Source organism: Pelagibius sp., assembly GCF_965227505.1.
Lineage (GTDB): Bacteria > Pseudomonadota > Alphaproteobacteria > Kiloniellales > Kiloniellaceae > Pelagibius.
The window spans coordinates 2,487,932-2,512,394 of record NZ_OZ245757.1 but is presented as its reverse complement, the minus strand read 5'-3'; the positions used below and the strand labels follow the sequence as shown (position 1 = coordinate 2,512,394).

Annotated in this window: 25 protein-coding genes; 15 read left to right on the top strand and 10 right to left on the bottom strand. The window is 66.9% G+C overall.

Annotation, left to right across the window (positions count from 1 at the left end; genetic code table 11):
• The first annotated feature begins 19 nt into the window (after positions 1-19).
• The 6 genes from ACO06P_RS11995 (at position 20) to ACO06P_RS11970 (ending at position 6,732) form a co-directional block, all read left to right on the top strand.
• The gene (locus ACO06P_RS11995) at positions 20-1,297 is read left to right on the top strand and encodes an acetylornithine deacetylase/succinyl-diaminopimelate desuccinylase family protein (RefSeq protein ID WP_420345480.1); all 1,278 of its coding nucleotides are present in this window, start codon (positions 20-22) and stop codon (positions 1,295-1,297) included.
• Positions 1,298-1,376: 79 nt separating this feature from the next.
• The gene (locus ACO06P_RS11990) at positions 1,377-2,870 is read left to right on the top strand and encodes an ABC transporter substrate-binding protein (RefSeq protein ID WP_420345479.1); all 1,494 of its coding nucleotides are present in this window, start codon (positions 1,377-1,379) and stop codon (positions 2,868-2,870) included.
• Positions 2,871-3,095: 225 nt separating this feature from the next.
• Entirely contained in the window at positions 3,096-4,052 is a 957-nt protein-coding gene (locus ACO06P_RS11985; RefSeq protein ID WP_420345478.1) for an ABC transporter permease, read from the top strand.
• A complete protein-coding gene (locus tag ACO06P_RS11980; protein ID WP_420345477.1) occupies positions 4,042-4,905 on the top strand; it encodes an ABC transporter permease in 864 nt (287 codons plus the stop codon). Before ACO06P_RS11985 ends, ACO06P_RS11980 begins: the two co-directional genes overlap by 11 nt.
• 7 nt (positions 4,906-4,912) lie before the next feature.
• Entirely contained in the window at positions 4,913-5,899 is a 987-nt protein-coding gene (locus ACO06P_RS11975; RefSeq protein ID WP_420345476.1) for an ABC transporter ATP-binding protein, read from the top strand.
• Positions 5,896-6,732, top strand: coding sequence for an ATP-binding cassette domain-containing protein (locus ACO06P_RS11970; RefSeq protein ID WP_420345475.1), 837 nt, complete (start codon positions 5,896-5,898; stop codon positions 6,730-6,732). The genes ACO06P_RS11975 and ACO06P_RS11970 overlap by 4 nt, the downstream gene beginning before the upstream one ends.
• Here the strand turns inward: ACO06P_RS11970 and ACO06P_RS11965 are convergent.
• The 3 genes from ACO06P_RS11965 to ACO06P_RS11955 form a co-directional block, all read right to left on the bottom strand.
• A complete protein-coding gene (locus ACO06P_RS11965; protein WP_420345474.1) occupies positions 6,729-7,769 on the bottom strand; it encodes a hypothetical protein in 1,041 nt (346 codons plus the stop codon). The two genes, ACO06P_RS11970 and ACO06P_RS11965, sit on opposite strands and share 4 nt — an antisense overlap.
• Positions 7,770-7,868: 99 nt before the next feature.
• Positions 7,869-8,516: a LysE family translocator gene (locus ACO06P_RS11960; protein WP_420345473.1), complete on the bottom strand. Its 648-nt coding sequence runs from the start codon at positions 8,514-8,516 to the stop codon at positions 7,869-7,871.
• Complete coding sequence (locus ACO06P_RS11955; RefSeq protein ID WP_420345472.1) at positions 8,516-9,403, bottom strand: nicotianamine synthase family protein; 888 nt, start codon at positions 9,401-9,403, stop codon at positions 8,516-8,518. Before ACO06P_RS11955 ends, ACO06P_RS11960 begins: the two co-directional genes overlap by 1 nt.
• Before the next feature lie 109 nt (positions 9,404-9,512).
• Between ACO06P_RS11955 and ACO06P_RS11950 the strand changes: the two genes are divergently transcribed.
• Positions 9,513-10,433 carry a LysR substrate-binding domain-containing protein gene (locus ACO06P_RS11950; protein WP_420345471.1) on the top strand — a complete coding sequence of 307 codons (921 nt, stop codon included), beginning with the start codon at positions 9,513-9,515 and terminating at the stop codon, positions 10,431-10,433.
• A gap of 19 nt (positions 10,434-10,452) precedes the next feature.
• Here the strand turns inward: ACO06P_RS11950 and ACO06P_RS11945 are convergent, their stop codons facing one another.
• The gene (locus ACO06P_RS11945) at positions 10,453-10,737 is read right to left on the bottom strand and encodes a hypothetical protein (protein ID WP_420345470.1); all 285 of its coding nucleotides are present in this window, start codon (positions 10,735-10,737) and stop codon (positions 10,453-10,455) included.
• 23 nt (positions 10,738-10,760) lie between these two features.
• On the bottom strand, positions 10,761-11,048 hold the full coding sequence (locus tag ACO06P_RS11940) for an HlyU family transcriptional regulator (protein ID WP_420345469.1): 288 nt from the start codon (positions 11,046-11,048) through the stop codon (positions 10,761-10,763).
• A 132-nt stretch (positions 11,049-11,180) separates the two neighbouring features.
• Here ACO06P_RS11940 and ACO06P_RS11935 point away from each other — a divergent pair, with 132 nt between their 5' ends.
• Positions 11,181-12,545: an NAD(P)/FAD-dependent oxidoreductase gene (locus tag ACO06P_RS11935; protein ID WP_420345468.1), complete on the top strand. Its 1,365-nt coding sequence runs from the start codon at positions 11,181-11,183 to the stop codon at positions 12,543-12,545.
• 14 nt (positions 12,546-12,559) lie between these two features.
• Here ACO06P_RS11935 and ACO06P_RS11930 read toward each other — a convergent pair whose 3' ends face one another.
• The 4 genes from ACO06P_RS11930 to ACO06P_RS11915 form a co-directional block, all read right to left on the bottom strand.
• Entirely contained in the window at positions 12,560-13,012 is a 453-nt protein-coding gene (locus ACO06P_RS11930; RefSeq protein WP_420345467.1) for a universal stress protein, read from the bottom strand.
• 20 nt (positions 13,013-13,032) lie between these two features.
• Positions 13,033-14,979 (bottom strand): glycine betaine ABC transporter substrate-binding protein, encoded by a 1,947-nt coding sequence (locus ACO06P_RS11925; protein WP_420345466.1) that lies wholly within the window; start codon positions 14,977-14,979, stop codon positions 13,033-13,035.
• Positions 14,980-14,992: 13 nt separating this feature from the next.
• Entirely contained in the window at positions 14,993-16,594 is a 1,602-nt protein-coding gene (locus tag ACO06P_RS11920) for a BCCT family transporter (protein WP_420345465.1), read from the bottom strand.
• A 227-nt stretch (positions 16,595-16,821) separates the two neighbouring features.
• Positions 16,822-17,709: a phytanoyl-CoA dioxygenase family protein gene (locus ACO06P_RS11915; protein WP_420345464.1), complete on the bottom strand. Its 888-nt coding sequence runs from the start codon at positions 17,707-17,709 to the stop codon at positions 16,822-16,824.
• Between the two features lie 360 nt (positions 17,710-18,069).
• On the opposite strand from ACO06P_RS11915, the gene ACO06P_RS11910 reads away from it, so the two are divergent.
• From ACO06P_RS11910 to ACO06P_RS11890, 5 genes are all read left to right on the top strand, one after another.
• Positions 18,070-18,390: a ribbon-helix-helix domain-containing protein gene (locus tag ACO06P_RS11910; protein ID WP_420345463.1), complete on the top strand. Its 321-nt coding sequence runs from the start codon at positions 18,070-18,072 to the stop codon at positions 18,388-18,390.
• Between the two features lie 276 nt (positions 18,391-18,666).
• Positions 18,667-19,062 carry a VOC family protein gene (locus tag ACO06P_RS11905; RefSeq protein WP_420345462.1) on the top strand — a complete coding sequence of 132 codons (396 nt, stop codon included), beginning with the start codon at positions 18,667-18,669 and terminating at the stop codon, positions 19,060-19,062.
• A 74-nt stretch (positions 19,063-19,136) separates the two neighbouring features.
• Complete coding sequence (locus ACO06P_RS11900) at positions 19,137-19,688, top strand: twin-arginine translocation signal domain-containing protein (protein ID WP_420345461.1); 552 nt, start codon at positions 19,137-19,139, stop codon at positions 19,686-19,688.
• Between the two features lie 16 nt (positions 19,689-19,704).
• Positions 19,705-21,276, top strand: a complete 1,572-nt coding sequence (locus tag ACO06P_RS11895) for a GMC family oxidoreductase (protein ID WP_420345460.1) — start codon at positions 19,705-19,707, stop codon at positions 21,274-21,276.
• Between the two features lie 151 nt (positions 21,277-21,427).
• Positions 21,428-22,081, top strand: coding sequence for a hypothetical protein (locus tag ACO06P_RS11890; RefSeq protein WP_420345459.1), 654 nt, complete (start codon positions 21,428-21,430; stop codon positions 22,079-22,081).
• Positions 22,082-22,121: 40 nt separating this feature from the next.
• Here ACO06P_RS11890 and ACO06P_RS11885 read toward each other — a convergent pair whose 3' ends face one another.
• Positions 22,122-22,595 carry an HIT family protein gene (locus ACO06P_RS11885; protein ID WP_420345458.1) on the bottom strand — a complete coding sequence of 158 codons (474 nt, stop codon included), beginning with the start codon at positions 22,593-22,595 and terminating at the stop codon, positions 22,122-22,124.
• Between the two features lie 224 nt (positions 22,596-22,819).
• On the opposite strand from ACO06P_RS11885, the gene ACO06P_RS11880 reads away from it, so the two are divergent.
• The gene (locus ACO06P_RS11880; RefSeq protein ID WP_420345457.1) at positions 22,820-23,380 is read left to right on the top strand and encodes a superoxide dismutase family protein; all 561 of its coding nucleotides are present in this window, start codon (positions 22,820-22,822) and stop codon (positions 23,378-23,380) included.
• A gap of 103 nt (positions 23,381-23,483) precedes the next feature.
• Positions 23,484-24,365, top strand: coding sequence for a LysR family transcriptional regulator (locus tag ACO06P_RS11875; RefSeq protein WP_420345456.1), 882 nt, complete (start codon positions 23,484-23,486; stop codon positions 24,363-24,365).
• The last annotated feature ends 98 nt before the right edge of the window (positions 24,366-24,463 follow it).

The following is a 24,463-nucleotide window of genomic DNA, read 5'->3' as shown; positions in this document are numbered from 1 at the left end:
CTGTGGCTATCTGGCGTCCATGCAGGACGCTCTCTTTCGACGCATCGAAGAAAAGCAGGATGATCTGGTCGCGCTGACCTGCGATCTGATCCGCTTTCCCACCGTGAACCCGCCGGGCGAGGCCTACGCGCCCTGCGCAGAGTTTTTGGGGGAGCGGCTGCGCAAACGCGGCTTCGATGTCTCCTACCACCGCGCCGAAGGCGTGGTGGGGGACTCTGCGCGCTATCCGCGCACCAATGTGGTCGCCCGCATCGAAGGCAGCCGCCCCGGTCCTTGCGTTCACTTCAACGGCCACATCGATGTGGTGGCCGCGGGCCGCGGCTGGTCGGTCGATCCCTTCGCGCCTGTCGTGCGGGATGGACGGGTCTACGGCCGCGGCGCCTGCGACATGAAGGGCGGGATCGCCGCGGCGGTGATCGCTGTCGAGGCGCTGCTTGAGGCGACCGGCGATCTGCCCGGCGTCCTGGAGATTTCCGGCACCGTCGACGAGGAATCCGGCGGCTATGCCGGCGTCGGCTATCTGGCGCAGCAGGGCCTGTTCTCGCGCCCGCGGGTCGACCATGTGATCATCCCGGAACCGCTGAACGTCGACCGGGTCTGCATCGGCCACCGCGGCGTCTGGTGGGCGGAGGTCGAAACCAAGGGCCGCATCGCCCATGGCTCCATGCCTTTTCTCGGCGATTGCGCGGTGCGTCACATGGGCGCCTTCCTGCAGCGCCTGGAAAGCGAGCTTTACCCCGCGCTGGCGGCCAAGCGCACGGAGATGCCCGTGGTGCCGGAGGGCGCGCGCCAGTCGACCCTCAACATCAACGCCATCCACGGCGGCCTCGCCGAAGACTACGAGGGCCTGCCGGCGCCCATGGTGCCGGACTCCTGCCGCATGGTGCTCGACCGCCGCTATCTCATCGAAGAGGACCCGGAGGCGGTAAAGAACGAGATCGTCTCGATCCTCGAGAGCCTCAAGCATGACCGCGCCGGCTTCGACTATGCCATCAAGGAGGTGCTGGCCTTCCAGCCCACCCTGACCGATGCCGGGGCACCGGTGGTGCGCGCGGTCTCCGCGGCCATCGAGGAGGTGCTGGGCCGCCCGGCGGAACAGGTGGTTTCCCCCGGCACCTACGATCAGAAACACATCGTGCGCGTCGGACACCTAGAAGACTGCATCGCCTACGGCCCGGGCATCCTCGATCTGGCCCATCAACCGGATGAGTATGTCGGCATCGACGATATGATTGCTTCCGCGAAGGTCATGGCGGCAGCGACATTGGCGCTTTTGGGCAAGCCCGCGGCTGGCTAAACTCGCCGCAAAGCAAGGGACGGTGCCGTTCGGCGGCCAAACACCCGTCCGAAGGCCAAGGAGGAGGCAGAGCAGAGCGATGAACGGATTTCTTGCACGCAGCATTCAGGCAGGGGTGGTCGCCTGCGGCCTGCTTGGCCTGGGCATTGCGCCGGCCACCGCCGCCAAGGACAGCCTGACGCTTGCCATGCCGCTCGAGCCGCCGCACCTCGACCCGACCACCGGTGCGGCTGCGGCCATCGACGAGGTGGTCTACGCCAACATCTTCGAGGGCCTGACCCGCATCGACAGCGCGGGCGCCGTTCAGCCGGCCCTGGCCAAGAGCTGGGAGGTTTCGGACGACGGCCTCGTCTACACCTTCACCCTGCAATCCGGGGTGCGGTTCCACGACGGCACCAGCTTTGAGGCCGCCGACGTGAAGTTCTCCCTCGACCGCGCGATGGCCGAAGACAGCACCAACGCGCAGAAAGGGCTCTTCGAATCGATCGCCTCCGTGGAAACGCCGGATGCCGACACCGTGGTCATCACGCTGAAGCAGCCTGCCGGGAATCTGCTGTTCAACCTCGGCTGGGGCGATGCCGTCATCGTCGCTCCGGAAAGCGCGGCGAACAACAAGACCAATCCGGTCGGCACCGGCCCCTTCGCCTTCGAGCGCTGGGTGAAGGGCGACCGGGTCGAGATGGTCCGCAACGGCAACTACTGGGGAACGCCCGCCAAGCTGGCCAGGGCTACCATCAAGATCATTCCCGATCCTGCGGCGGCGACCGCGGCCATGCTGGCCGGCGACATCGACGCCTATGCCAACTTTCCGGCCCCCGAGGCCCTGGCGCAGTTCGAGGCCGATCCCCGCTTCAAGGTGGTGATCGGCAGTACGGAGGGCGAGACCATTCTCGCGATCAACAATGCGCGCGGACCGCTCAGCGATCTGCGTGTGCGCCGGGCGTTGGCCCATGCCGTGGACCGGCAGGCGGTGATCGACGGGGCCATGTTCGGTTATGGCACGCCCATCGGCACCCACTTCGCCCCGCACCATCCCGCCTACGTCGATCTGACCGGCAGCTATCCCTACGATCCGGAGAAGGCCAAGGCCCTGTTGGCCGAGGCGGGTTACGGCGACGGCCTCTCTCTCAGCCTGAAGCTGCCGCCGCCCAGCTACGCCCGCCGCGGCGGCGAGATCGTTGCCGCCCAGCTTGCCGCCGTGGGCGTCGCAACCGAGATCAGCCAGGTCGAGTGGGCACAGTGGCTGGAGCAGGTCTTCAGGGGCACCGACTACGACCTCACCATCGTCTCGCACACCGAACCCATGGACATCGGCATCTACGGCCGCGAGACCTACTACTTCAACTACCAGGACGACGACTTCAAGGCGCTGATGGCGAAGCTCAACGCCACGGTGGACGAGAGCGCGCGCTACGGCCTGCTGGCCGAAGCCCAGGAGAAGCTGGCGGCGGACTCGGTGAACGTCTTCCTTTTCCAGCTCGCCAAGCACGGCGTCTGGAACAAGGACATCGTCGGCCTCTGGGAAAACAGCCCGGTGCAGGCCAACGACCTGACCGCGGTCTCCTGGCAGTAGGGACGTAGGCGGCCGGGTTGAGGCTCCGCATTGCAGGACGACCCTGCGTCCTTCGAGACGCGCGCCCGATCTGATGCCCGGTCGCGCTCCTCAGGATGAGGGAGATCCTGTATGGCACGAAGAAGCATCCTCATGCTGAGGAGCCCGCCCCGGCGGGCGTCTCGAAGCACGCATGTCGGTGATCCAGCGCGGCATCTCCGCCTCGTCGGGCTGTCAGACTAGATCATGGCCCTTTTCCTCGTTCAGCGGCTGACCGCGCTGGTCGTTACTCTGCTGGTAGCGAGCCTGCTGGTCTTTTTGGTGATGGAAGTGCTGCCGGGCGACCCGGCGGCCATCATCCTGGGCGTGAACGCGCGCGCCGACACCTTGGCGGCGCTGCGGGCTGAGATGGGCCTCGACCGCCCGGCGGTCGAACGCTACTTCGTCTGGCTCGGCGGCCTGGTCACCGGCGACCTCGGGCGCAGCTACACCTATGGCGTCCCGGTCTGGGAACTGGTGGGCGAACGCATCGGCCTGACCCTGCCGCTGGCGCTGATGGCCATCGTGCTTTCCACGGCGCTTGCCATTCCCCTTGGGGTGTTGGCGGCGGCCAAGCGCAACAAGGCGGCCGACGTCGGCGTCATGGGGTTCACCCAGCTGGGCATCGCCATTCCGAACTTCTGGTTCGCCATTCTCCTGATCCTGCTCTTCGCGGTGCACTGGCAGGTCCTGCCGGCCGGTGGCTTCGCGGGCTGGGATGCCGGCTTCTGGCCGGCGGTCAAGACGCTGATCCTGCCGGCGGTCGCGCTGGCCCTGCCGCAGGCGGCGATCCTGGCGCGGGTCACCCGTTCCTCGGTGCTGGAAACCCTGGGCGAGGACTTCGTGCGCACCGCCCGGGCCAAGGGTCTCAGCCGCGGCGCCGCGCTCTGGCGCCATGCCGTGCGCAATGCCCTCATCCCCGTGGTGACCATCATGGGCCTCCAGTTCTCCTTCCTCCTGGCCGGCACCATCATCATCGAGAACGTCTTCTACCTGCCCGGTCTCGGTCGTCTGATCTTTCAGGCCATCGCCCAGCGCGACCTTATCGTGGTGAAGGACCTGGTGATCCTGCTGGCGGCCAGCGTGGTGGTCGTCAACTTCGTGGTCGACCTGCTCTATGCCGTGCTCGACCCGCGCCTGCGGGGAGGCCGGCATGTCATCTGAGACGCAGCCCTCGGCCCTTCGCGAGTACTGGCAGCGCGGCCGCGGCCAGGCCAACCTCATGATCGGTCTCGCGGTAACGCTGACGCTGGTCGCGGTGGCCCTGCTGTCGCTGGTCTGGACGCCCTACGCCGTCAGCGTTATCGACATTCCGGGCAAGCTGCAGCCGCCCTCGGCCGATCACTGGCTGGGCACGGACCAGTTTGGTCGCGACGTGCTGTCGCGCATCATGGCCGGCGCGGTGAACTCCATCACCGTCTCGCTGGTGGCCGTCGGCATCGGCGCTGGCATCGGTGTGCCGCTCGGCGCTCTGGCCGCCGCGCGCCGCGGCCTGGTGGAGGAGGTCGTGATGCGCTTCAACGACTTCACCTTCGCCTTTCCCGCCCTGTTGTCCGCAGTGATGATCACCGCCCTTTTCGGTCCGGGGGCGGTCAATGCCATCATCGCCATCGGCATCTTCAACATCCCGGTCTTCGCGCGCCTGACCCGTGCGGCGGCCCTCAGCCTGTGGAAGCGCGACTTCGTGCTGGCGGCGCGGGTGGCGGGGCGCGGGCGCCTGCGGATCACGACGGACCATATCCTCCCCAACATCGCCAGTCTGCTGATCGTGCAGATGACCATCCAGTTCGCGCTGGCGATCCTGGCGGAAGCGGGCCTGAGCTATCTCGGCCTCGGCACCCAGCCGCCGAACCCGAGCTGGGGCAAGATGCTGAACGAGGCCCAGACCCTGATGTTCATCGCTCCGCAACTTGCGGTCTTTCCGGGTCTCGCCATCATGGTCACGGTCCTCGGCCTCAATCTGCTGGGTGACGGTTTGCGCGACCTGCTGGACCCGCGCCTGCGGCGGCTGCGGTGAGGACCCGATGACGCTGCTCAGCCTCGAAGACCTCCGCGTCAGCATTGCCACGCCCGAAGGCCCGGCGAGGCTGCTGGATGGCGTAAGCTTCGATCTCGCCGTCGGGGAGCAACTGGGGATCGTGGGGGAGTCCGGCTGCGGCAAGTCGATGACGGCGCTGGCCGTGATGGGTCTGCTCCCGGCGGCGGCCCGGGCGGAGGGCCGCATCCTCTTCCAAGGCCGCGATCTTCTGGCACTGGACGAGGGCGCGCTCTGCCATATCCGTGGGCGGCGCATCGCCATGGTCTTTCAGGAACCCATGACGGCGCTCAACCCGGTCAAGAGCATCGGGGATCAGGTGGCCGAGGGGCTGCGCTGGCACCTCGGTCTCGGGCGCGGCGCGGCGGAGGCGCAGGCGGTGAAGCTGCTCGACCGTGTCGGCCTGCCGCAGCCGCGCTTTGCGCCCGGGCTCTATCCGCACCAGCTTTCCGGCGGCCAGCGCCAGCGCGTGGTGATCGCCATCGCCCTGGCCTGCGACCCGGCGGTCCTCATTGCCGACGAGCCGACCACCGCCCTCGACGTGACCAGCCAGGCGGAGATCCTCGATCTCCTGGGCGACGTTACGGCGGAGGCGAAGATGGCCCTGATGCTGATCACCCACGATCTGGCAGTGGTGTGGCAGAACACGGCCTCCATGCTGGTGATGTATGCCGGCTGCGTTGTCGAGCGCGGGGCGACGGCGGCGGTCTTCGAGCGCATGGCCCACCCCTACACCCGCGGCCTGCTGGCGGCCTCGCCCCACGCCCTCGACGCGGCCCTGCCGGCCGGCCGCCGGCTGGCCACCATCCCCGGCCGCGTGCCCGATCCGCAACACCGCCCGCAGGGCTGCGTCTTTGCCGGCCGCTGTCCCCGGGCGGCGCCCGACTGCCTGCCGCAGCCGCCGGGCGAGCGCGTGCTGGAGGACGGGCACCGCGTCGCCTGTCTCTATCCGCACGGCGCGGAGGTGCCGGCATGACGGCCGGCGAGACAGGCGCTGCGCTGCTGCGGGTGGAGGGTCTCACCCTCGACTACCCCCTGCCGCGCGAACGCCTGCTGGCGCCGGCGCCGCGTTTTCGGGCGCTGGACGGGGTCAGCCTTCAACTTGCGAAGGGCGAAAGCCTGGCTGTGGTCGGCGAGTCCGGCAGCGGCAAGTCCAGCCTGGCGCGCACGGTCCTGGCGCTGGAGCGGCCGACCGCGGGGCGCGTCGAGATGATGGGGCAGGACGTCTTCGCGCTGACGTCGTCCGGCCTGCGGGCCTTGCGGCGCCATGCGCAGATGGTCTTCCAGGATCCTTACGGCTCCCTCGATCCGCGGCGCACCATCGGCTGGACGGTGGCGGAGCCGCTCGACGCGCTGGAAAGTGGCGTAAGTGCCACCGAGCGAAAGGCGCGCATTGCCGAGGTCCTGGACTCCGTCGGCCTGAAGCCGCGCGACGCCGAACGCTTCCCGCACGAGTTTTCCGGCGGCCAGCGCCAGCGCATCGCCATCGCCCGGGCGCTGATCACCCATCCAGATCTCATCGTTGCCGATGAGCCGGTCTCGGCGCTGGATGTCTCGGTGCAGGCCCAGGTGCTGAACCTTTTCATGGACCTGCGTGAGCGCCTCGGCCTCAGCTACCTCTTTATCTCCCACGACCTGGCGGTCGTGCGCCACGTCGCCGACCGGGTCGTGGTCATGCGCCACGGCGCGGTGGTGGAGGAGGGGGACGTCGAAACCGTCTTCAACGCCCCCCGACATCCCTACACACAGGCGCTTCTCGCCGCGGTCCCGCGGGTCGGCGTGCCGCGGCGGCGGCGCAGCGGGCCTTAACCCACGGCGGCTGGCCGTCCCTCGATCACCGCCGCGGTGTGGCCGATGGTTCTGCCCGCACGGTGCAGCTTAAGCGCGCTGGCCGGATCGATCCGCTTGGACGCAAGGGCGCTTTCCAGCGCCAGCGCCTCCCTGGTGGACCGGATCGGCGCGGCGCCGGCGAAGGCGGCGTCCAGGTCTTCGGCCAGATAGAAGTGGAAGGGGCCGTGGCCGCGCGTCTGCGCTTCGGCATAGCCGCCGATCACCTCCTCGGCCTCGCTTTGGATCTTCCAGCTGTAGAGCAGGATCTCGGCCCTGTAGTCCACTGCCGCGAAACTGCGCAGCATGGCGCGCAGCGGCAGCCGCCCGCCGATGGAACAGAGGACCGCGCCGCCGGGGCTGAGGCATCGCCGCGCCTGCAGCAGGAACGCGATGTGCAGATCCAGCAGATAGTCACGGGCCAGCGGCGGTATCGCCTCGCCGCGCGGTGCAATGAAGCTGGAACTGGCCTGACCGTCGTCGAGGGAGACGTCCGCCGGCAGGGGAATGTTCGGCAGGTTCTCGTAGATCAGATCGAAGCGGAGGCCGCTGCCGTCGAACGGCGTCAGCAGATCGCCGACGCCGCTGCGCAGGATCACGCTGTCGGGGCGCTTCAGGTTGGCCAGGATGTTGGCCATGGCCTGATCGACCACGGCGCGGTGCAGGTCGGTGATGGCGATCACGGCAGGCTTCAGCACCTCGGCCGCCGCCAGGGCGTCGAGACCGGCGCCGGTGCCGATGGTGCAGAACCGCTTAAGGACCGCCGCGGCCTCGGGGTGTGCGTGGCGATAGGCCAGAAAGGCCGGGCAGGCGACGCGGGCGACCCAGTCCTGCATCGGCGCCTGGCCCTTGGGCAGATAGCATTGGTCGGTCAGTCGCAGGCGCAGGGTGTCAGTCAGGCACGACGGCTGCGCCAGGCCGAGAAAAGTCTTGGCGGAGACTTCCACGCTCGCCAGATCGAGCGCGAAAGCCCCCGCCGGACTGTCGTCGGCGGTCAAGAGATCAGCAGCATCAGACACGGTGTTGTCTCCTTTTGCACAGAGATTCGGAAAAAAGGGGGAAGGACTGCAATCGACAGGGTTCCGGCGGCCGCCGGAAGCGTTCCCTGGGAGACGCGGTTAAGCGCCGGCCGCCAGGTCGGGAAGATCGGAAACGGCGAGGCGCATTCCGAGAACGACGAAGACAATGCCGGCGGTGGCGTCGATCCAGCCCTGGGCGCGGCCATAGGCGTCGCGGATCTGCGGCCAGGCGAGGGTGGCGACCACCAGCGAGTACCAGGTGAACGATGTCACCGCCATGATGGTAACGGCGGTGAGCCCGACCCAGAGCGGTGCGGGGGCCGGCAGGGTCGCAACGAAGAGGCTGCCGACGAAGGCCACGGTCTTGGGGTTGGCGAGGTTGGTGAAGAGCCCGCGGCGCCAGGCGGAAACCTGCGTCGGAGGATCCTCCCGCAGGGCGGCGCCAAGGCCGGAAGCGCCGAGCGAACTGTAAACCAGGCGCAGGCCGAGGTAGATGAGGTAGCCGCCGCCGGCGACGGCGAGAAAGAGGAAGGCGCCGGGCGCGGCCGCCATCACGGCGGAGAGGCCGAAAAAGCCGGCGAGGCCCCAGACGACCGTGCCGCAGACGATGCCGAGCACGGTGGCGAAACCCTTCCTGCGCCCGAACAGCAGGGTCGACTGCGCGGAGATCAGGAAGTTCGGGCCCGGCGACATCGCGGCGATCGCCCACACTCCGGCAACGCTCAGCAGCCCAAGATGGGTCTCCATCACACCGCGCCTTCCGGCTTCAGCGACACCTTGCCCAGGCACAGCGTGGAGAGCGTCTGGAAGCCGCGGGCACGGCTGATGGCCTGGGCTTCGTAGGGCAGCAGCGACCGGGGCGCCGTCGGCCTGTAGATGAACTGCCTCAGCCCTTCGGTCGTGCGGCAGAGCACGCGGGCATCGGCAGCGGCGCTGCCGGCAATGCGGGCGAAGATCGCGGACTTCGGCTCGGCCAGCACGCCGACCAGGATCACGCTGTAGCCGGCGAAGTCCACTGTCCCGCCGTCGGCGGCGACGACCTGCAGCCTGTCGCTCAGGCCCAGATGTTCGATGATCTCGCCGGCCTGTGCCGCGCGGTCGCGCAGGATTTCGATGGCGTCGACCCGGCAGCCCCTCGTGCGCACATACTCCAGCGCGGTGATCGGCAGGCAGCCGGCGCCGACAAAGGCGACCCGGTCTTCGGGACCGATCCCGGCCAGCGCGATCTCCGCGGCTGCCAGCGCGCGGTAGCGGGCAAGATAGCTGCGGGTTTCGGACTCGCAGTCGTTGAGATAGCGCAGCGGATGGCGGACCCGGGCGATGTCCGCCACGAAGGCGTCTTCCAGGCGGCATTCGAAGTCTGCAAACAGCCGCTGGCTGGCCGCCATGGCGCCCTGCAACTCCGCCCGGTGCACCACTTCGCGCGCTTCCGGTTCGGACAGCAGGTCGCTCAGCAGGACCGCCTCCAGCGCCAGCAAGGCGGCCAGGTGGCGCTCCGGATCTCCGCCCTCCGCCGTCCGTTCGGCGGCCTCAACCAACGATTGGATGTGTTCGCCGAACCGCTGCAGCAGTTCGGACCCGGGATAGAAACCGGCCAGCCCGCGCAGCAACCCATCCTGGATTCGCTCTTCCATCGTCCTGCCTTCCTGCCAGATGCACAGAAAACCGACTACCTCCAATGATTGCTCAAACCACAACCCTATGTCACATTCGTAATTCGGATACATGTCACGGGGGATTTTGATGGATTGGCACGCACCGGTGCATTATCCCCGCCCGCAACTTGACCTCGAGTTGTTGAGGACCTTTGTCGCGGTGGTGGAAGCTGGCAGTTTCACCGCCGCCGGCCATCGGATCGGGCGCTCCCAGTCGACCATCAGCAACCAGATCTCCAAGCTTGAGACCCTCACCGGGACCCGCCTGCTGGTCCGCTCGAAACAGGGCGTTGCGGTAACGGCAGAGGGTGCTGTTCTTTTGGGGTACGCGCGCGATCTGTTGCGCATCGAAGGCGATGCCATGGCGGCGCTGCGCCTGCCGGCGGGCGCCGGCAAGGTGCGGTTGGGCACGCAGGAGGGGCTTGCGGTGACTCAGTTGCCGCCGCTGCTGAACCGCTTCATGCGCCTGCACCCGGCTTTTGAGATCGAGGTGGTCTCCGGCATGGCGGTCGACCTGACGGAGATGCTGCGCGCCGAGCAGCTCGATCTCGTGCTCATGCGCCAGCGCCGCAGCGACGCGCCGCCCGGCGACGGTCTTTGGCGCGAGCCGGTCCTATGGGTGGGCCATGCCCAGTTGGTCCAGAGGGACGATGCGCCGCTGCCGCTGGTGGTCTATCCCGTCGGCTGCTTCTACAGGGCGTCCATGCTGGAAGGTCTTGCCAGGCAGGGTATCGAGCATCGCGTGATCTACACCGCGGCCTGTACCGCCAGCCTGCAGGCGGCGGTTCTGGCCGGGCTCGGTGTTTCGGCCTTTGCCGCCGGCACCATCGGCGAGGGCGTACCGGTTCTGGGGGCCGCCAGCGGTCTGCCGGCGCTCGGCGACGTGGTGGTCCGCCTCTACCGCAGCAAGAAGAAGCAGAACACCGCCGCCGAAGCGCTGGCCGAGTTCATCGAACGGTCGCTGGGATCGAACCCTGTGGGTGTACAGGCAGCATCGTCGCGGCGTTAGCGCCGGCGGGCGCCGCTTGTTAAAGCAGGGTGCCGGCGATGGCGGCCCATTCCTCGTCCAAGGGCGTCTTGGCGTGAGTCTTGCCGGCACGGCGGTACCAGTAGCCGGCGTTGCTCTCGTCGCCCTCCACCCGGTGCAGGTAGGCGTGAACCCAGGCCCCTTCGGCGCTGCCGTCGGACTGGGCCAGGCGGTGGGCGGCCTCCCAGTCGCCCTTGGCGGCCTGCCACAGGGCGGCCAGCGGCGGGCTCAGGCCTGCGGGCGGTTGGTCGGCTTCGAGGCTGTCGCGGAACGCTTTCAGGTCCATGGGAAAAACGCCTGCTTCTCGATCTAGGTCTTGAACAGCCGGTCGCCCTGTTCGTCGATGATCTGCCGCCCCTTCACCAGGGCGAAGTCGTCGGCGTCTTTCTGGGAGGCATGGGTGTCGGCGCGCAGGAAGCTGTGTTCCCTCATCTCCCCGTCGACCTCCTTGCGGATCACGCCGGCGGTGAGCCACTGGCCGCCCTGGCGCCGCGCAGCCGGTTGGATCTCAAAGCCCTTGTATTCGATCGCCTCTGCGCTCGGGGCCGCGCTCTCGCCGTCGCCCCCACCGCCGAAAAGCTTGCTGAAGAAGCCCATGGTTCCGATCCCCGGTTCCTATCCCTGTCTCGCCGTGACAGCGCCGTTTTGCCGGAGCATAGCGCGCCCGCGCTGCTCTTCCTAGTGTCGGCCGCCCTTTGCAGAGACTGTGAAATCCAATAGACCCTTCCTATGACCCGTCTCTATCACGCAAGCCTCTACGACCGCGATGCGGCAGCCGGCAGCTACTGGGAGGCTTCTGCCCCGCCGCTGGGCCGCGAGACGCCGGCTCTGGCCGGCGAGGCGTCCTGCGAGGTGGCCGTCATCGGGGCCGGTTATACCGGGCTGACGGCGGCGCTTTGCCTGGCTGAGGAAGACGGCATGGATGTCGCGGTGCTGGAGGCGGGGACTCCCGGCTGGGGCGCCTCCGGGCGCAACGGCGGCTTCTGCTGTCTGGGCGGCGCGAAGCTGGATTACGGCGCGATGGAGCGCCGCTACGGCCGCGAGGAAACGCGCCGCTTCTTCCAGGTCCAGAGGGAGGCCATCGACCTGGTGAAGGACTTCTGCACCCGGCGCGGCATTGCAGCGGACCTGACGGGCGAAGGCGAGATCGTGCTCGCCCACCGTCCGGGCCGTCTGGCGGAGATGCGCGGCGAGCAGGAGACCCTGCGCCGGCTCTTCGGTCTCGACACTCAGATCCTGTCGCCTGCGGAACTGGCCGAACGCGGGCTCGCGGCCAGCGGTTTTCACGGCGGCTTCCTGGTTCCTCTGGGCACCGGGCTTCACCCGCTGAAGTATCTGCGCGGTCTGGCGGGCGCCGCCATCGACGCCGGGGTCCGGGTTTTCGGCGGCTCGCCCGTCCTCGCCGTGGAACGCAGCGCTGCCGGCTTCCTGCTGGTCACGCCGCAAGGCCGGCTTTCAGCGCGCAAGGTCATCATCGCCACCAACGGCTACAGCGAGGAAGGGCGGATGCCGGGACTGGCGGGCCGGCTGCTGCCGGTGCTCTCCAACATCCTGGTTACACGGCCCATGAGCGAAGCGGAAAGGGCGGCGCAGGGCTGGACGGCGACCACCATGTGCGCCGACAGCCGCCGGCTGCTGCATTACTTTCGCTTGCTGCCGGATGGCCGGTTTCTTTTTGGCGGGCGCGGCGGCGTATCGGGGTCGCCGGCGGCCGCCGCCCAAGGCGAGCAGCGCCTGCGCCGCGCCTTTGAGCGGCACTTCCCTTTCTGGCGCGAGGTCGAAACGGAGTTCTTCTGGCGCGGCCTGGTGTGTCTCAGCCAGCCTCTGGTGCCCTTTGTCGGGGCGCTCGGGGACGCCAAGGGAGATGGGAGGAGCGAGGGCCTCTACGCCGCCCTGGCCTATCACGGCAACGGCGTTGCCTTCACCGCCTATGCCGGGCGCGCGCTGGCCGCTCTGGTTGCCGGGCGGCAGGGGGCGGAGGCGCTGCCCGCAATGCTGCGCGGGCCGCTGCCGCGCTTTCCCCTGCCGTTCCTGCGCAAGCTCTACCTGGCGGCAGCCTACGGCTTTTACGGATTGCAGGACGCGCGGGGCTGAGCCGCCGCCCGCGGTTATTCGCGAACGATGTGCACCGAGCAGGGGGCGTGGCGGGCGACCCGCGCCGTGTTGGGGCCGAGCAGGTAGTCCTTCAGCGAGGGACGGTGGGCGGCCATGACGATCAGATCGGCGCCGATCTGTTCCGCCGCTTCGACGATCTTCTCGTAGATCGTCCCGTGCGCGGCAATGATGCCGCCGAAGAGTTCTTCGGGAATCAGCTCACCGGCCAGTTCCTTCAGACGCCCCTCGGCCTGCTTGACGAACTCCTTCACGTCATAGTCGATCGAACCGTGCTCCTCGCCGCGGATGGCATAGCGCCAGTCGATCCCGGAGGGGATGTGCGGCACCACCGTCATCAGCCAGACCTCGCCGCCCAGGATACGCGCCTGATCGACGCCGTTGGGCAGCGCCTTCGCCCAGGAGCTCTTGTGTTCCAGGTCGATCGGAACCAGTACCTTCTTCGTCATTGCTGCGTCCTCCCCCCGGATCACTCGCCTGTGCTGTCGGCCGACCTGGCCGGTGTTATGCGGATGTCACTGGGCTGGTCGGGCGCCCGCCGCGGTCTGGCCACCAAGAGATAGACCATCCAGACCAGGAACAGGCTGGCGACGAGGTTGATCAGCGACGTGGCCGGGTCGGCGACCAGCGGCTGCGGCCCCTCGTCGAGTGTCGGCCTGAGCGCCGCGGCGGCCGGCGCCGCCGGGTCGACCGCCTCGGCCGAGCCCAGGGCCTTGGAGAGTTCCAGCACGGTGGAGGCCGGCAGCGGCTGTGTGGCCGCCGTGCCGGTGGTGCCTGGGCCCTGCGCGCCGAAGGCTTCCCGTCCGCCGGAGGGACCGGCCAGCACCATCTGCACGCCGAGCGTCTCGACAGCGGATGTCTGGCCGTCGTAAGTGCCCTGCGGGATCTGGATCTGGCGCAGGAAGGAAAAGCGCAGCGGCGCGTTGCCCTCGGTCCAGCCCTGGATCGGTAGCAGCTTGAAAGCACTGCCTTCCAGCAGTTCCAGCACCGCCGTGTCGCCGAGCGGGGCCATCACGAACAGGGCGTCCACCAGTCCCTTGGCCATGGCTTCGAACTGGATGCCCAGTTCCGCGTCCTGGCCGGAGACCACGTTCACCTCGGTCAGTCCGATCCCGGCAAGCGCCATGCGCGCGACCCGGTCGGAGGAGGAGCCGGCCTGTCCGACGCCGAGCTTGCCGACTTCCGCCAGGCTCGCCGGCCCGTTCTGGCGGGTGATGACGTGAGCCACCTGGAAGCCGAGCACGCCCAGAGCCTCTGCCGGGCTGGTCAGCACGGCGCTGTCGCCCTCGACCTCGTAGAAGGAGTCCACGCCGGAGACCGCGAGTCGCGCGGCCCCGCTGGTCACCAGATCGAGCGGATTGGGCGCGCGCTCGACAACGACGGAGCGCTTGGGAAAGACGCTGCGCGCTGCGCGAACCGCCTTGCCGGCCGGCCCGGCGAGGGAGTCCAACTCGCCCATCGCCACCACAAGCGGGTCGGCCCCTGTGCCGCCGGTGTCGCCGGCTTCCGAGGCGGCCTGCAAAAGGCCGGAGGCAACGAGATAATCGAAAGCGACAGCAGCCACGCTGCGCCCCTCCAGTTCGACCTCGGCAATCATCTCCCGCATCGCGTCGGCGGTCAGTTTGTTCTCCAGCTTGGCCAGCGCGGGCCCCAGTTCGGGAAAGCGGGTCAGCGCCTCGCGGCGGACCAGCGGCGAAGGCTCGTAGACGGGAAAGAAGGTAAGGTCGTCTTCCAGCACCACCAGATCGAAGCTGTCGATCTGCTGGTCGGTGCGGAACAGCTCGCCGACCAGCGCATCGCCCTCCAGCACCGCCTGGGCGATGGCATCCTTGCCGCCTTCGTCGAGACTGTAGGTCAGGATCTTGCCGGGCCGCAGGCCATAGCGGCGCACCAGCGGATTGAGGCCGTCCAAAGGACGCTCGACGAAGGTGTCGTCAGTGGCAAAGTCGACGCTTTCCAACTGCGCGAGATCGCTGATCCTGGTGATGCCCTCGGCCTGGGCGACCTCCGGGCGCACCACCAGCACGTAGTCGCTGGAAAAACCGAGGCGCTCGCGCCAATCCAGGTCGAGGGCGCCATAGAGCTCACGCACCCGCGCCAGCGCCGCATCGCCGTCGGTCATCGGCGGCTGGCCGAGATAAACCAGGCCGGTGCCGTTGTACTCCGGATAGACGTCGATGCGCCCCTGCTTCAGGGCTTCGAAGGTCTCCGCCGAGGAACCGAAGGGGATCGCCCGCTGCACCGCCAGACCGTCCTCTTCGGCGATGCGGGCCATCATCTCGGCCATCAGCATGTTCTCGGTGAAGTTCTTCGAGGCCACGCGCACGATCTTGGCATCCTCTTCCGCGCAGCCGGCGAGGCCGAGGGAGGCGGTGAGGAGCAGGGCGAGGGCGGCGGTCTTGATGGTTCTTGTCATGGTTCCTTCCCCCTTAGTCCGCCGATCCGCCGCCGGCAGGCGCCTGACTCGGGGCCTGACCCTGTGCCCGACCCTGCACCTGCGCCATCCGCCGCGCCATTCTGAGGTCGCGGTTCTCCGGCGACTCGTCTTCCCTCAAGGCCCGGAAGAACCCGACCAGCTGGAAGAAGACGATGAAGGTGAAAGGTATGGCGCCGGTGATCGCCATCGCCTTGGCCACCGTCACGCTGCCGGAAACCAGAACGCCGAAGGTGATGGCCGACATGATGATGCCCCAGAGCAGCTTGGTCCGCACGTCCGGGTTCAGGTTGCCGCGGGTGGTCATCATGGAGACCACGAAGGTCCCGGAATCGGCGCTGGTCACGAGGAAGACGAAGATCAGGATGACCGCCAGGATGTTCAGCAGACCCGTGCCGGGCAGGTAGCTGAAGAAGGTGAAGAGCGCCTTGGTGACGTCCTCGAAGACCACCTCCGCCAGGCCGCCGCCGCCGTTCATCTCGATGTAGACCGAGGCGCCGCCGAAGACGGCGAACCACAGCATGGAGAAGATCGTCGGCACCATGACCACGCCGATGCAGAATTCGCGGATGGTGCGTCCGCGGCTGATGCGGGCGATGAAGATGCCCACGAAGGGCCCCCAGGCGATCCACCAGATGAGGTAGGTCAGGGTCCAGCCGTGGGTCCAGCCGCGCAGCGAGTCGTCATAGGAGAAGATGCGGAACGACAGGAAGATGAACTGGCTGAGATAGTCGCCGATGGAGTTGACGAAGGCATTGAAGATGAAGGTCGTCGGACCGGCGAAGAGCACCACCAGCATGATGACGATGGCGATCACCATGTTGAGGTTGGAAAGAATCTTGATGCCCTTGTCGACGCCGGTACAGGCGGACAGCAGGAAGGCGATGGTCATCACCACCAGGATGCCGATGGCCACCGTGAGGGAGGCGGGGTCGGTGCCGAAGACCTCGGAAAGGCCGGAACGCACCAGCAGCGTTCCCATGCCCAGCGACCCGGCCAGCCCGAAGACGACGGCCATGACCGCCAGCACGTCCGAGGTTACGGAGATGACGCCGGTCGCACGGTCGCCCAGCAGCGGGCGCAGGGCGTATTCGATGGGCGTCGAGACCATCGAGGGGGCATCCTTGCGGAACACGAAGTAGGCGATGACCAGCGCACAGACGCCGTAGATCGCCCAGGCGTGAAAACCCCAGTGCAGGTTCGTGATGACGAAAGCCATGCGCGCGGCTTCGGCGGTCTCCCCGTCCATGCCCGGCGGCGAGTAGAAGTGGTACATCGGCTCGGCCACGCCCCAGAACAGCAGGCCGGAGCCCATGCCGCCGGCAAACAGCATGGCGATCCAGGAGGCGGTGGAGAATTCCGGCTCCTCTTCGTCCTTGCCCAGTTTGATCTCGCCGTAGCGGGTGATCGCCAAATAGACGACGAGGAAGACGAACATCGTGCAGGTGAGCATGAACAGCCAGTCGAGGTACTCCAGCGCGCCGCTGGTCAGGGCGACGGCGGCGCCGGTCACGTCATCAGGTGAAACGACGCTCCAGATACCGATGATGGCGCTCAGTCCGACGGAAATGATCAGGACAGGATTCTTGAAAAGCATGCACACCCCCCAGTTATGCGCTTCCGCTTTTTTGTGCTGCGGAAGCTTTTTTAGTTGCTCGTGCTTAGTCGTGGTGCTGCGCGACCGTAGCACGGTCCGGAACTGCTGTCCCCGGTTGAGTGGCCAGGATAGATGCTCGCAAGTGCTGCCTTGTGCTTCTCACGACCCTTCGTGTGCTTGAGACGACTTTGTGGCGCTCTGGTCGGGCGGTCCTTGGCCGGTGTCGTCTAGCCGGTTTCCACCCTTTCCCCTTCCGTTCCTTCCCAGAGAGTCGGAAAGAACTCGCTCACCAGGGCGTCCCCTTCCCGGTGGCCGGCGGCCTCCATGATGGCGCGCTCCTGCTTGGCCCAGTCTCCGCGGTAGCGGATCCGCGCGTCTTCCTTGGCCATCCGCAGGGTATAGCGGCGCCGGGTCTGATCGGGCGTGTGGGCTGAAAGGGCGCCGTGCAGACAGCGCATATCGAAGAAAATGCAATCTCCCGCTGCGCAATCGAAAGACAGAAGATCGTAGTCTTGCGGGTTGGCATCGATGTCCGGCGGCGCCTCGTAGAGCTTGCCGTTCACCATCCCTGGTGCGGCCGCCGGGCGGTGATCGGCGAAGAAGGTGCGCATGAAGAGGCGGTTCCAGAGGTGGGAACCGCGGACGAAGGAGATCCCCTCGGCCTTGCTGGTGGGCTCAAGCGGCAGCCAGAGCACGCACATGCTGCCTTCGAAGTCGAAGTAGGAGATGTCATGATGCCACGGCGGCCGGGCCGTGGAGCCGGTCTCGCGCAGGAACCAGTTATCCATCACCAGGTTGATCCGGCGCGCGCCCAGCAGTTGGGCTGCCAGGCCCGCAGCCGGCGATTGCCGCACGAAGGATTCAAAGGCGGGGAAGTCGGACCACACCCAGAAATCCTCTATGTAGCGAGGCCCCTCCTCGGCGCCTTCGGCGCGGCGGACCTCCTGGCGCGGACTCGGGTTCCTCAGATTTTCCGAGATTCCCTGGTCGAGCAGATCCAGCCACTGCCGGCCAAAGGCCTGACGCAGGCAGACGACGCCGTCGCGCTGAAAGGCGGTGATCGCCGCTTCGGGGAGCTGCTGTGCGGTTTCTGCTGATGCGGCATGATCGGGCATGTCCTGCGTTTCCCTGCTCCGGCCTGCGCGGGCCAAGCCGCCGCGCACTGCCGCCAGCCTAGCGTGACCTGGGCGCTCTTGTCGCGGTTGCGCTGCGCCGGCCGATCACGGCTGCCGGCGCGGGAGGCCCGCCCGCCTGACCTGATCCATCTGACCTGATCCATCTGACCTGACCCATCTGATCTGATCCATCTGATCTGAAAGGAGACGCTGGACAGTGCAGTCTTCGATTCCGCATAATTATTGTAACGAAAAATTACAAATGTTCGGCTTTTGGGGCCTGCAAACCGGCCGGCGCGGCGGTTTCGCGCGGAGACCGGGGTTGTTGCAGGCTCCTGCTGTCCTGGGGAGGTCAGACCCATGTGCCATGTTTTTTCCGGACAGGATCCTGAGACCTATCGTTTCGTGACGCGGTCGATCCGCATCAATGGCCACAGCACCTCGGTGCGGTTGGAAGCCCGCTTCTGGGACATTCTTGAGGCTATGGCGCGGTCGCAAAGCATGACGGTGCCGCAGTTCGTCTCCGAACTCTATGAGGAGGTTCTGGAGCTTCAGGGCGAGATCAGCAACTTTGCCTCGCTGCTGCGCTGCGCCTGCCTGGTGTTCCTCACCGATGACCGCTTTCCGCAATCGATTCGGCCATCTGCCAAGCTTTCGGTTGAGGAAAGCATCGCGGTCTAGACACGGATCTCGCGATCAGGATCGCGTTTCGCCGCTGCTGTAGTAGCGGCATAACACCACCTGTCCGCTGCCGGGCGGTAGACTCCTCATCAACGGCCGAGAGAACGCGCAAAGCGAGACGGCCTGGGAGGATGAACGGCTGTGCCGACCGCTCTCCACCGGTTGTGAACCTTTCTGCCCGACGTGCGCCTGCGCCGCTCCCTTGGCGCTGGATGCCGCCAGACGTCGCGGGCGGCCCCATCGAGGCAGCCAGCAGATAAAGCGAGGATGACCGCCATGGCCAAAGCCATCCACACCATGATCCGCGTCCTGGACGAGACGCGCTCGACGGAGTTTTACAGGAAGGCCTTCGGGCTGGACGTCGCCGATCGCTTCGACTTCGACGACTTCACGCTGATCTATCTGCGCAACCCCGAAAACGACTTCGAAGTCGAACTGACGGTCAACAAGAGCCAGAGCGAACCCTACACCCACGGCACGGGCTATGGACATCTGGCGGTGGCGGTGGAGGACCTGAAGGCCGAGCACGAGCGCTTCGAGGAACTCGGTCTCAACCCCAATCCGATGAAGGAGTTTCACCGCGACGGCGCGTTGATGGCGTCGTTCTTTTTCGTGCAGGACCCCGACGGTTACAAGATCGAGGTGCTGCAACAGCACGGGCGCTACCGCTGAAGGCAGCGGGTCGGCGAGAAACCGGAAAAGCAAAGAACAAAGAACAAAGCAGAGGATCTGAGGAGGAAAAGCCCATGAGGACGTTGGATAAGCGCACGAAGGTGACGCGCCGGCGGTTTCTGAAGACCGCCGGGGCCGGCACCGCCGGCATCATCGCCGTTGTCAACGGCGGGATCGTGATGGGCTCCGGCGGGGCCTGGGCCATGGAGGTGAAGACCCTGCGGCCCGAGAGCATGGCAACGCTGGTGCAGATGGCCCGCGACACCTATCCGCACGATCACCTGGCGGACAAGTTCTATGCCCAGGCGATGATCGGCTATGACGCCTCGGCCGGCGAGGACGCGGCGTTGAAAGCCATGCTGGAGAGCGGCGTCGACCTCTTGGATGCGACCGCCCAGGCGCGCCACGGCGGCGGCTACCGCGACGTCGCCTGGGAGGAGGACCGCGTCGCCATCCTGACTTCGATAGAGGACGGCGCCTTCTTCCAGAAGATCCGCGGCGGCCTCGTCACCGGGCTCTACAACCAGCCGGAGGTCTGGGCCAAGTTCGGCTACGAGGGCGCCTCGGCGGAGAAGGGCGGCTACATCAGCCGCGGCTTCGACGACATCGACTGGCTGGAAGCCTGAGCGGGGAGGACGAACCATGGCAAAGACATTCGATCTGAACGACGACAGCGTGGTCGTCGTCATCGGCTCCGGCGCCGGCGGCGGCACGCTGGGCACCGAGCTCGCGCTGAAGGGCATCCGAACCGTGATCCTGGAGGCCGGCGGCCGCCACGAGATCGACGACTTCGAAAACGACGAGTGGGGGATGTTCGGCAAGATCTCCTGGCTCGACGCCCGCACCACCTCCGGCGACTGGCGGGTCGCCAGGGACTTCCCCGGCCTGCCGGCCTGGATCGTCAAGGCGGTGGGCGGCTCCACAGTGCATTGGGCGGGCGCCTCGCTGCGCTTTCAGGAGCACGAGTTCAAGGTGCGCAGCACCTACGGCGAGATCGCCGGCGCCAACCTGCTGGACTGGCCGATCACCCTGGCTGATATGGAGCCCTGGTACGCCAAGGCCGAAGACCGCATGGGCGTGACCCGCACCCACGGCATCGACGGCCTGCCGGGTAACAACAACTTCAAGGTCATGAAGGCCGGCGCCGACAAGCTGGGCTACAAGAGCTGTCACACCGGCCGCATGGCGATCAACTCCGCCGACCGCGACGGCCGCGGCGCCTGCCAGCAGATCGGCTTCTGCTTCCAGGGCTGCAAGACCGGCGCCAAGTGGTCGACGCTCTATGCGGAGATCCCCAAGGGCGAGGCGACCGGCAAGCTGGAGGTGCGGCCCAACAGCCAGGTGCTGCAGATCGAGCACGACAGTTCCGGCAAGGTGACCGGCGTGCTCTATGCCGATGCCGAGGGCAAGCAGCACCGGCAGAAGGCGCGGGCGGTGGCGGTGGCCGGCAATTCCATCGAGTCGCCGCGGCTGCTTCTGAACTCCGCCTCGGCGATGTATCCCGACGGCCTTGCCAACTCCTCCGGCCAGGTGGGGCGCAACTACATGCGCCACATGACCGGCAGCGTCTATGCCGTCTTCGACCGGCCGGTGCACATGTACCGCGGCACCACCATGGCGGGGATCATCACCGACGAGTCGGTCAACGATCCCTCGCGCGGCTTCGTCGGCGGCTACGAGATGGAAACGCTGTCGCTCGGCCTGCCGTTCATGGCCGCCTTCCTTAACCCCGGCGCCTGGGGGCGCGGCTTCACCTCGGCCATGGACATGTACGACCACATGGCCGGCATGTGGCTGGTGGGCGAGGACATGCCGCAGGAGACCAACCGCATCACCCTGCATGCGACGATGAAGGACCAGCACGGTCTGCCGGTGCCCGACGTGCACTTCGACGACCATGCCAACGACATCGCCATGCGCAATCATGCCTATAAGCAGGGGGCGGCGGTCTACGACGCGGTGGGCGCGGTGCGCACTTTCCCGACACCGCCCTATCCCTCGACCCACAACCTGGGCACCAACCGGATGAGCGAGAAGCCGCGCGACGGCGTGGTCAACAAGTGGGGCCAGACCCACGACATTGCCAATCTGTTCATCTCCGACGGCAGCCAGTTCACCACCGGCGCGGCGGAGAACCCGACCCTGACGATTGTCGCGCTGGCCCTGCGCCAGGCCGACTACATCGCTGACCAGATGGGCAAGAATGCGATCTGACCGCGCATTTCCCGTCTGATCACCTGGGCCGCTCAGATCCGCTCGATCTGCCGGGCGGTCCGCAACTTGCCACTGGCGGCGGTCTCTCTTTGGGGGAGGCCGCCGCACTTTTCCGTGACCGCCTTTTGCCCTTCTGGCGGGGCCGCACCACATGAGAACGATGAGACCGCAGTTTCTGATCGTGGTGCTGGCGTTGCTGTTCTCCGGGACCGCAGAACCTGGGAAAGCGGAACCTGGGCAAGCGGAACCGCAGGATCTTCCGGGCTGGGGGGCGGCGCGCTGGGGCATGACCGCCGCTGAACTGGAAGCGGCTCTGGGGGCGGCGGCGCAGCCGCTGCCGGGGCGCTGGCTTTACGGCGGCGCCTATGCGGAGCTCAGCGTGCCGGAGGCCAATGTCGGCGGCCTTGTCTTCACGGCCTATCTGCAGATGGACGAGGCCAGCGACCGCCTGCGCCAGGTGCTCTTGGAGCGCCGTCGGGTCGGCGCGACGCCGGCGGCGTTCGAGCGTCTGGTGGAAAGCCTGGAAGCGGCTTACGGCGAACCCAGCCAGGTCTGCGCCCAGGCGAAGAGCGGCGGGGTGCCGCTGGACTACCACATGATCTGGCGCTTCCCGACTACCACGGTGCACGCCAAGTTTCTCGACTTCTCCACCACGGCGGCTTTCAGCCGCGACCCCCAGGCCGGCTTCGACCCCCGCCGCGCGGAGCGCGACGTGCGGCGCAACATCAGGCGCTTCTTTCCGCGGCGCATCCTGCTGCGCTTCCACGACGCGCGGGAGGGCGATCTGGACCGCGGCTGCTCCTGAGCGACATCCGGGGCGGTCCCTTGAGGGACCGGCAGCACGCTCAGGGGTTCAGAAGACCTTTCACCCGCTCCGCCGTCTCCTGCAGGTCCTCGCGCGGCAGCGCCGGAAACTCCGGGCTGTAGAAGCGGGTCATGCCGTTCGGCAGCTTCTCCTCGACGATTTCGCCCTTGATCATCTGATCGTTCAGCGCGTCGCCGGCGCGGTGTGGGGCAAGGTGCAGGTGCAGGTGGGGAACGCCGTCGCCGAAGATGTAGACGTAGACGACCTCGGCGCCGGTGGCCTCCTTCAGCGCCTTGGTGCTGCGCGCCAGGGCCGGCCCGAAAGTCTTTGCCTCGTCGCCGTCCAGGGCATGGATATGGGAGATGTGGCGCTTCGGCTCCAGATAGGAGAAGCCCAGCACCTCCGAAGAGAGGCTGAAGGTCAGCCGCCAGTGCGCATCCTGCCAGATCTCGGTGCGGTCGAGTTCGCCGTCGGCCTCGGCGCCGCGGCACATGATGCAGTCGGTTTCGGGCATGTGTTGAGTCCCCGCTGAAGGAAGCACCCGTCCCGGCAGCTTACACACCTTCCGATGCGGTCAGGCCAATTCAACAAGCATTTTGCTTGTCTGATTAGGGAGACCATTCATCCGATTAGGGAGACCGCGCAGAGATCGTTCCACGGCCCTCAAATGTCACCTGCCGGGGATTGCCGGTATCGCGCGCCGGCCACATCTCTTGTCTTTGCAATCATTCGGAGTCGATGACCATGCGTGTTCGCGCCCTTGCTGTTTCCTCTCTTGCTGCCGCCGGCCTGATGATGACCGCTGCTGCTGCCCCCTCTTTTGCCGACGGCCATGCGGCGCCGGTGCAGGCCCAGGCCACCATCATCAATCTTCAGGGGGAGGAGATCGGCACGGCCTCCCTGCGGCAGGGACCGACGGGCGTCCTGCTCCATATCCGGGTGTCGGGGCTGACACCGGGTGCCCACGGCTTCCATCTGCACAGTCACGGGGCCTGCGATCCCGAAGAGGGCTTCACCACGGCAAAGGGCCATATCGGTCTTATCGAGGGCGGCCATGGGCTGCTGAACCCCAACGGGCCGGAGGCCGGCGATCTCCCCAATCTCTTCGTCGGGGCTGACGGAATCGGCGAGATGGAGGCGTTCAACACCCTGGTGTCGCTTGTCGAAGGCCCGCACAACCTTCTCGACGAGGATGGGTCGACCTTTGTCATCCATGAGAACCCGGACGACCACATGTCCCAGCCGATCGGCGGTTCGGGGCCCCGGGTCGCCTGCGGGCTGATCACGGCCGTTCAATAGGGCGGCGAGCGACCTGAAGTGGGCGCTGCCTGTCGGCTGTGTACCGATACTCCTGGCTATTGAATTATTCCTCCAATGATGCTCCTGAAGTATCATTGGAGGCATGGAGCTCAGGCATCTTCGGTACTTCGTTGCCATCGCCGATCATGGCGGTCTGCGTCATGCCGCAGAGCGCCTGAACGTCGCCCAGCCCGCCGTCTCGCGGCAGATCAAGGATCTTGAGGCCGAACTCGGCTTCGATCTGTTGCGTCGCGAAGGGCGCGGCGTCGTTCTGACCGATGCCGGAAAGGTTTTTGCTGAAGAGGCGCGCGACGTGCTGGCGCGGACCTCTGCCGCCGTCGAGAAGGCGCAGCGCGTGTCGCGCGGCGGCGGTGGAACCCTGAAGATCGGTCTGCTGGAAAATGCATCGTGGTCCGGGCCTCTGCCGCGTGCGTTGAACCGCTTCGCGCGGGCCTATCCCGACATTCAGCTTGATGTGGTGCCGCTTGGATCGATCGCGCAGATCGATGCCGTGCGCGATGGCCTGCTCGACGCCGGCTTCGTCTACCGCCAGGACAATCTTGTCGAGGGCACGCTGGCGGCGCATCCGCTGGCCACAGACGACGTGGTGCTTGCCGCCTCCGCCGACACGGTTTTCGATCGCGACGGACCGCTCGAGCCGGAAGACATCGACGGGCTGCCGATGGTTTCCTTCCCCCGCGAAGCCGCGCCGGCCTACTTCGATCGCCAGACCGCCGCTATGGCGGCGCTTGGCCTGGAACCGCGGATCGTTCAACGGGCCAATAACGAGACGACAATCCTGAGCCTCGTCTCGGCGGGTGTCGGCTGCGCCCTGGTCAACTCGGCCAACATGCAGCGCCCGCCGCGCGGCGTTCAGTTCCGCAAGGTGAAGGGGCTGTCCGTGCCTCTGGAGTTCGTCTTCATCCACCGGACAAGTCCGGGCAGTCTGACGGCGCTCCTGATCGAGACCGTCCTGGATGAATGATGCCTGAGAAGCATCGCTCCCAGACCATAACGGTATTTGTGGTTATTGGTTGAGCCGCCTATCTCCAGCCTATCGGAACACAACGCGATGGAGATGGC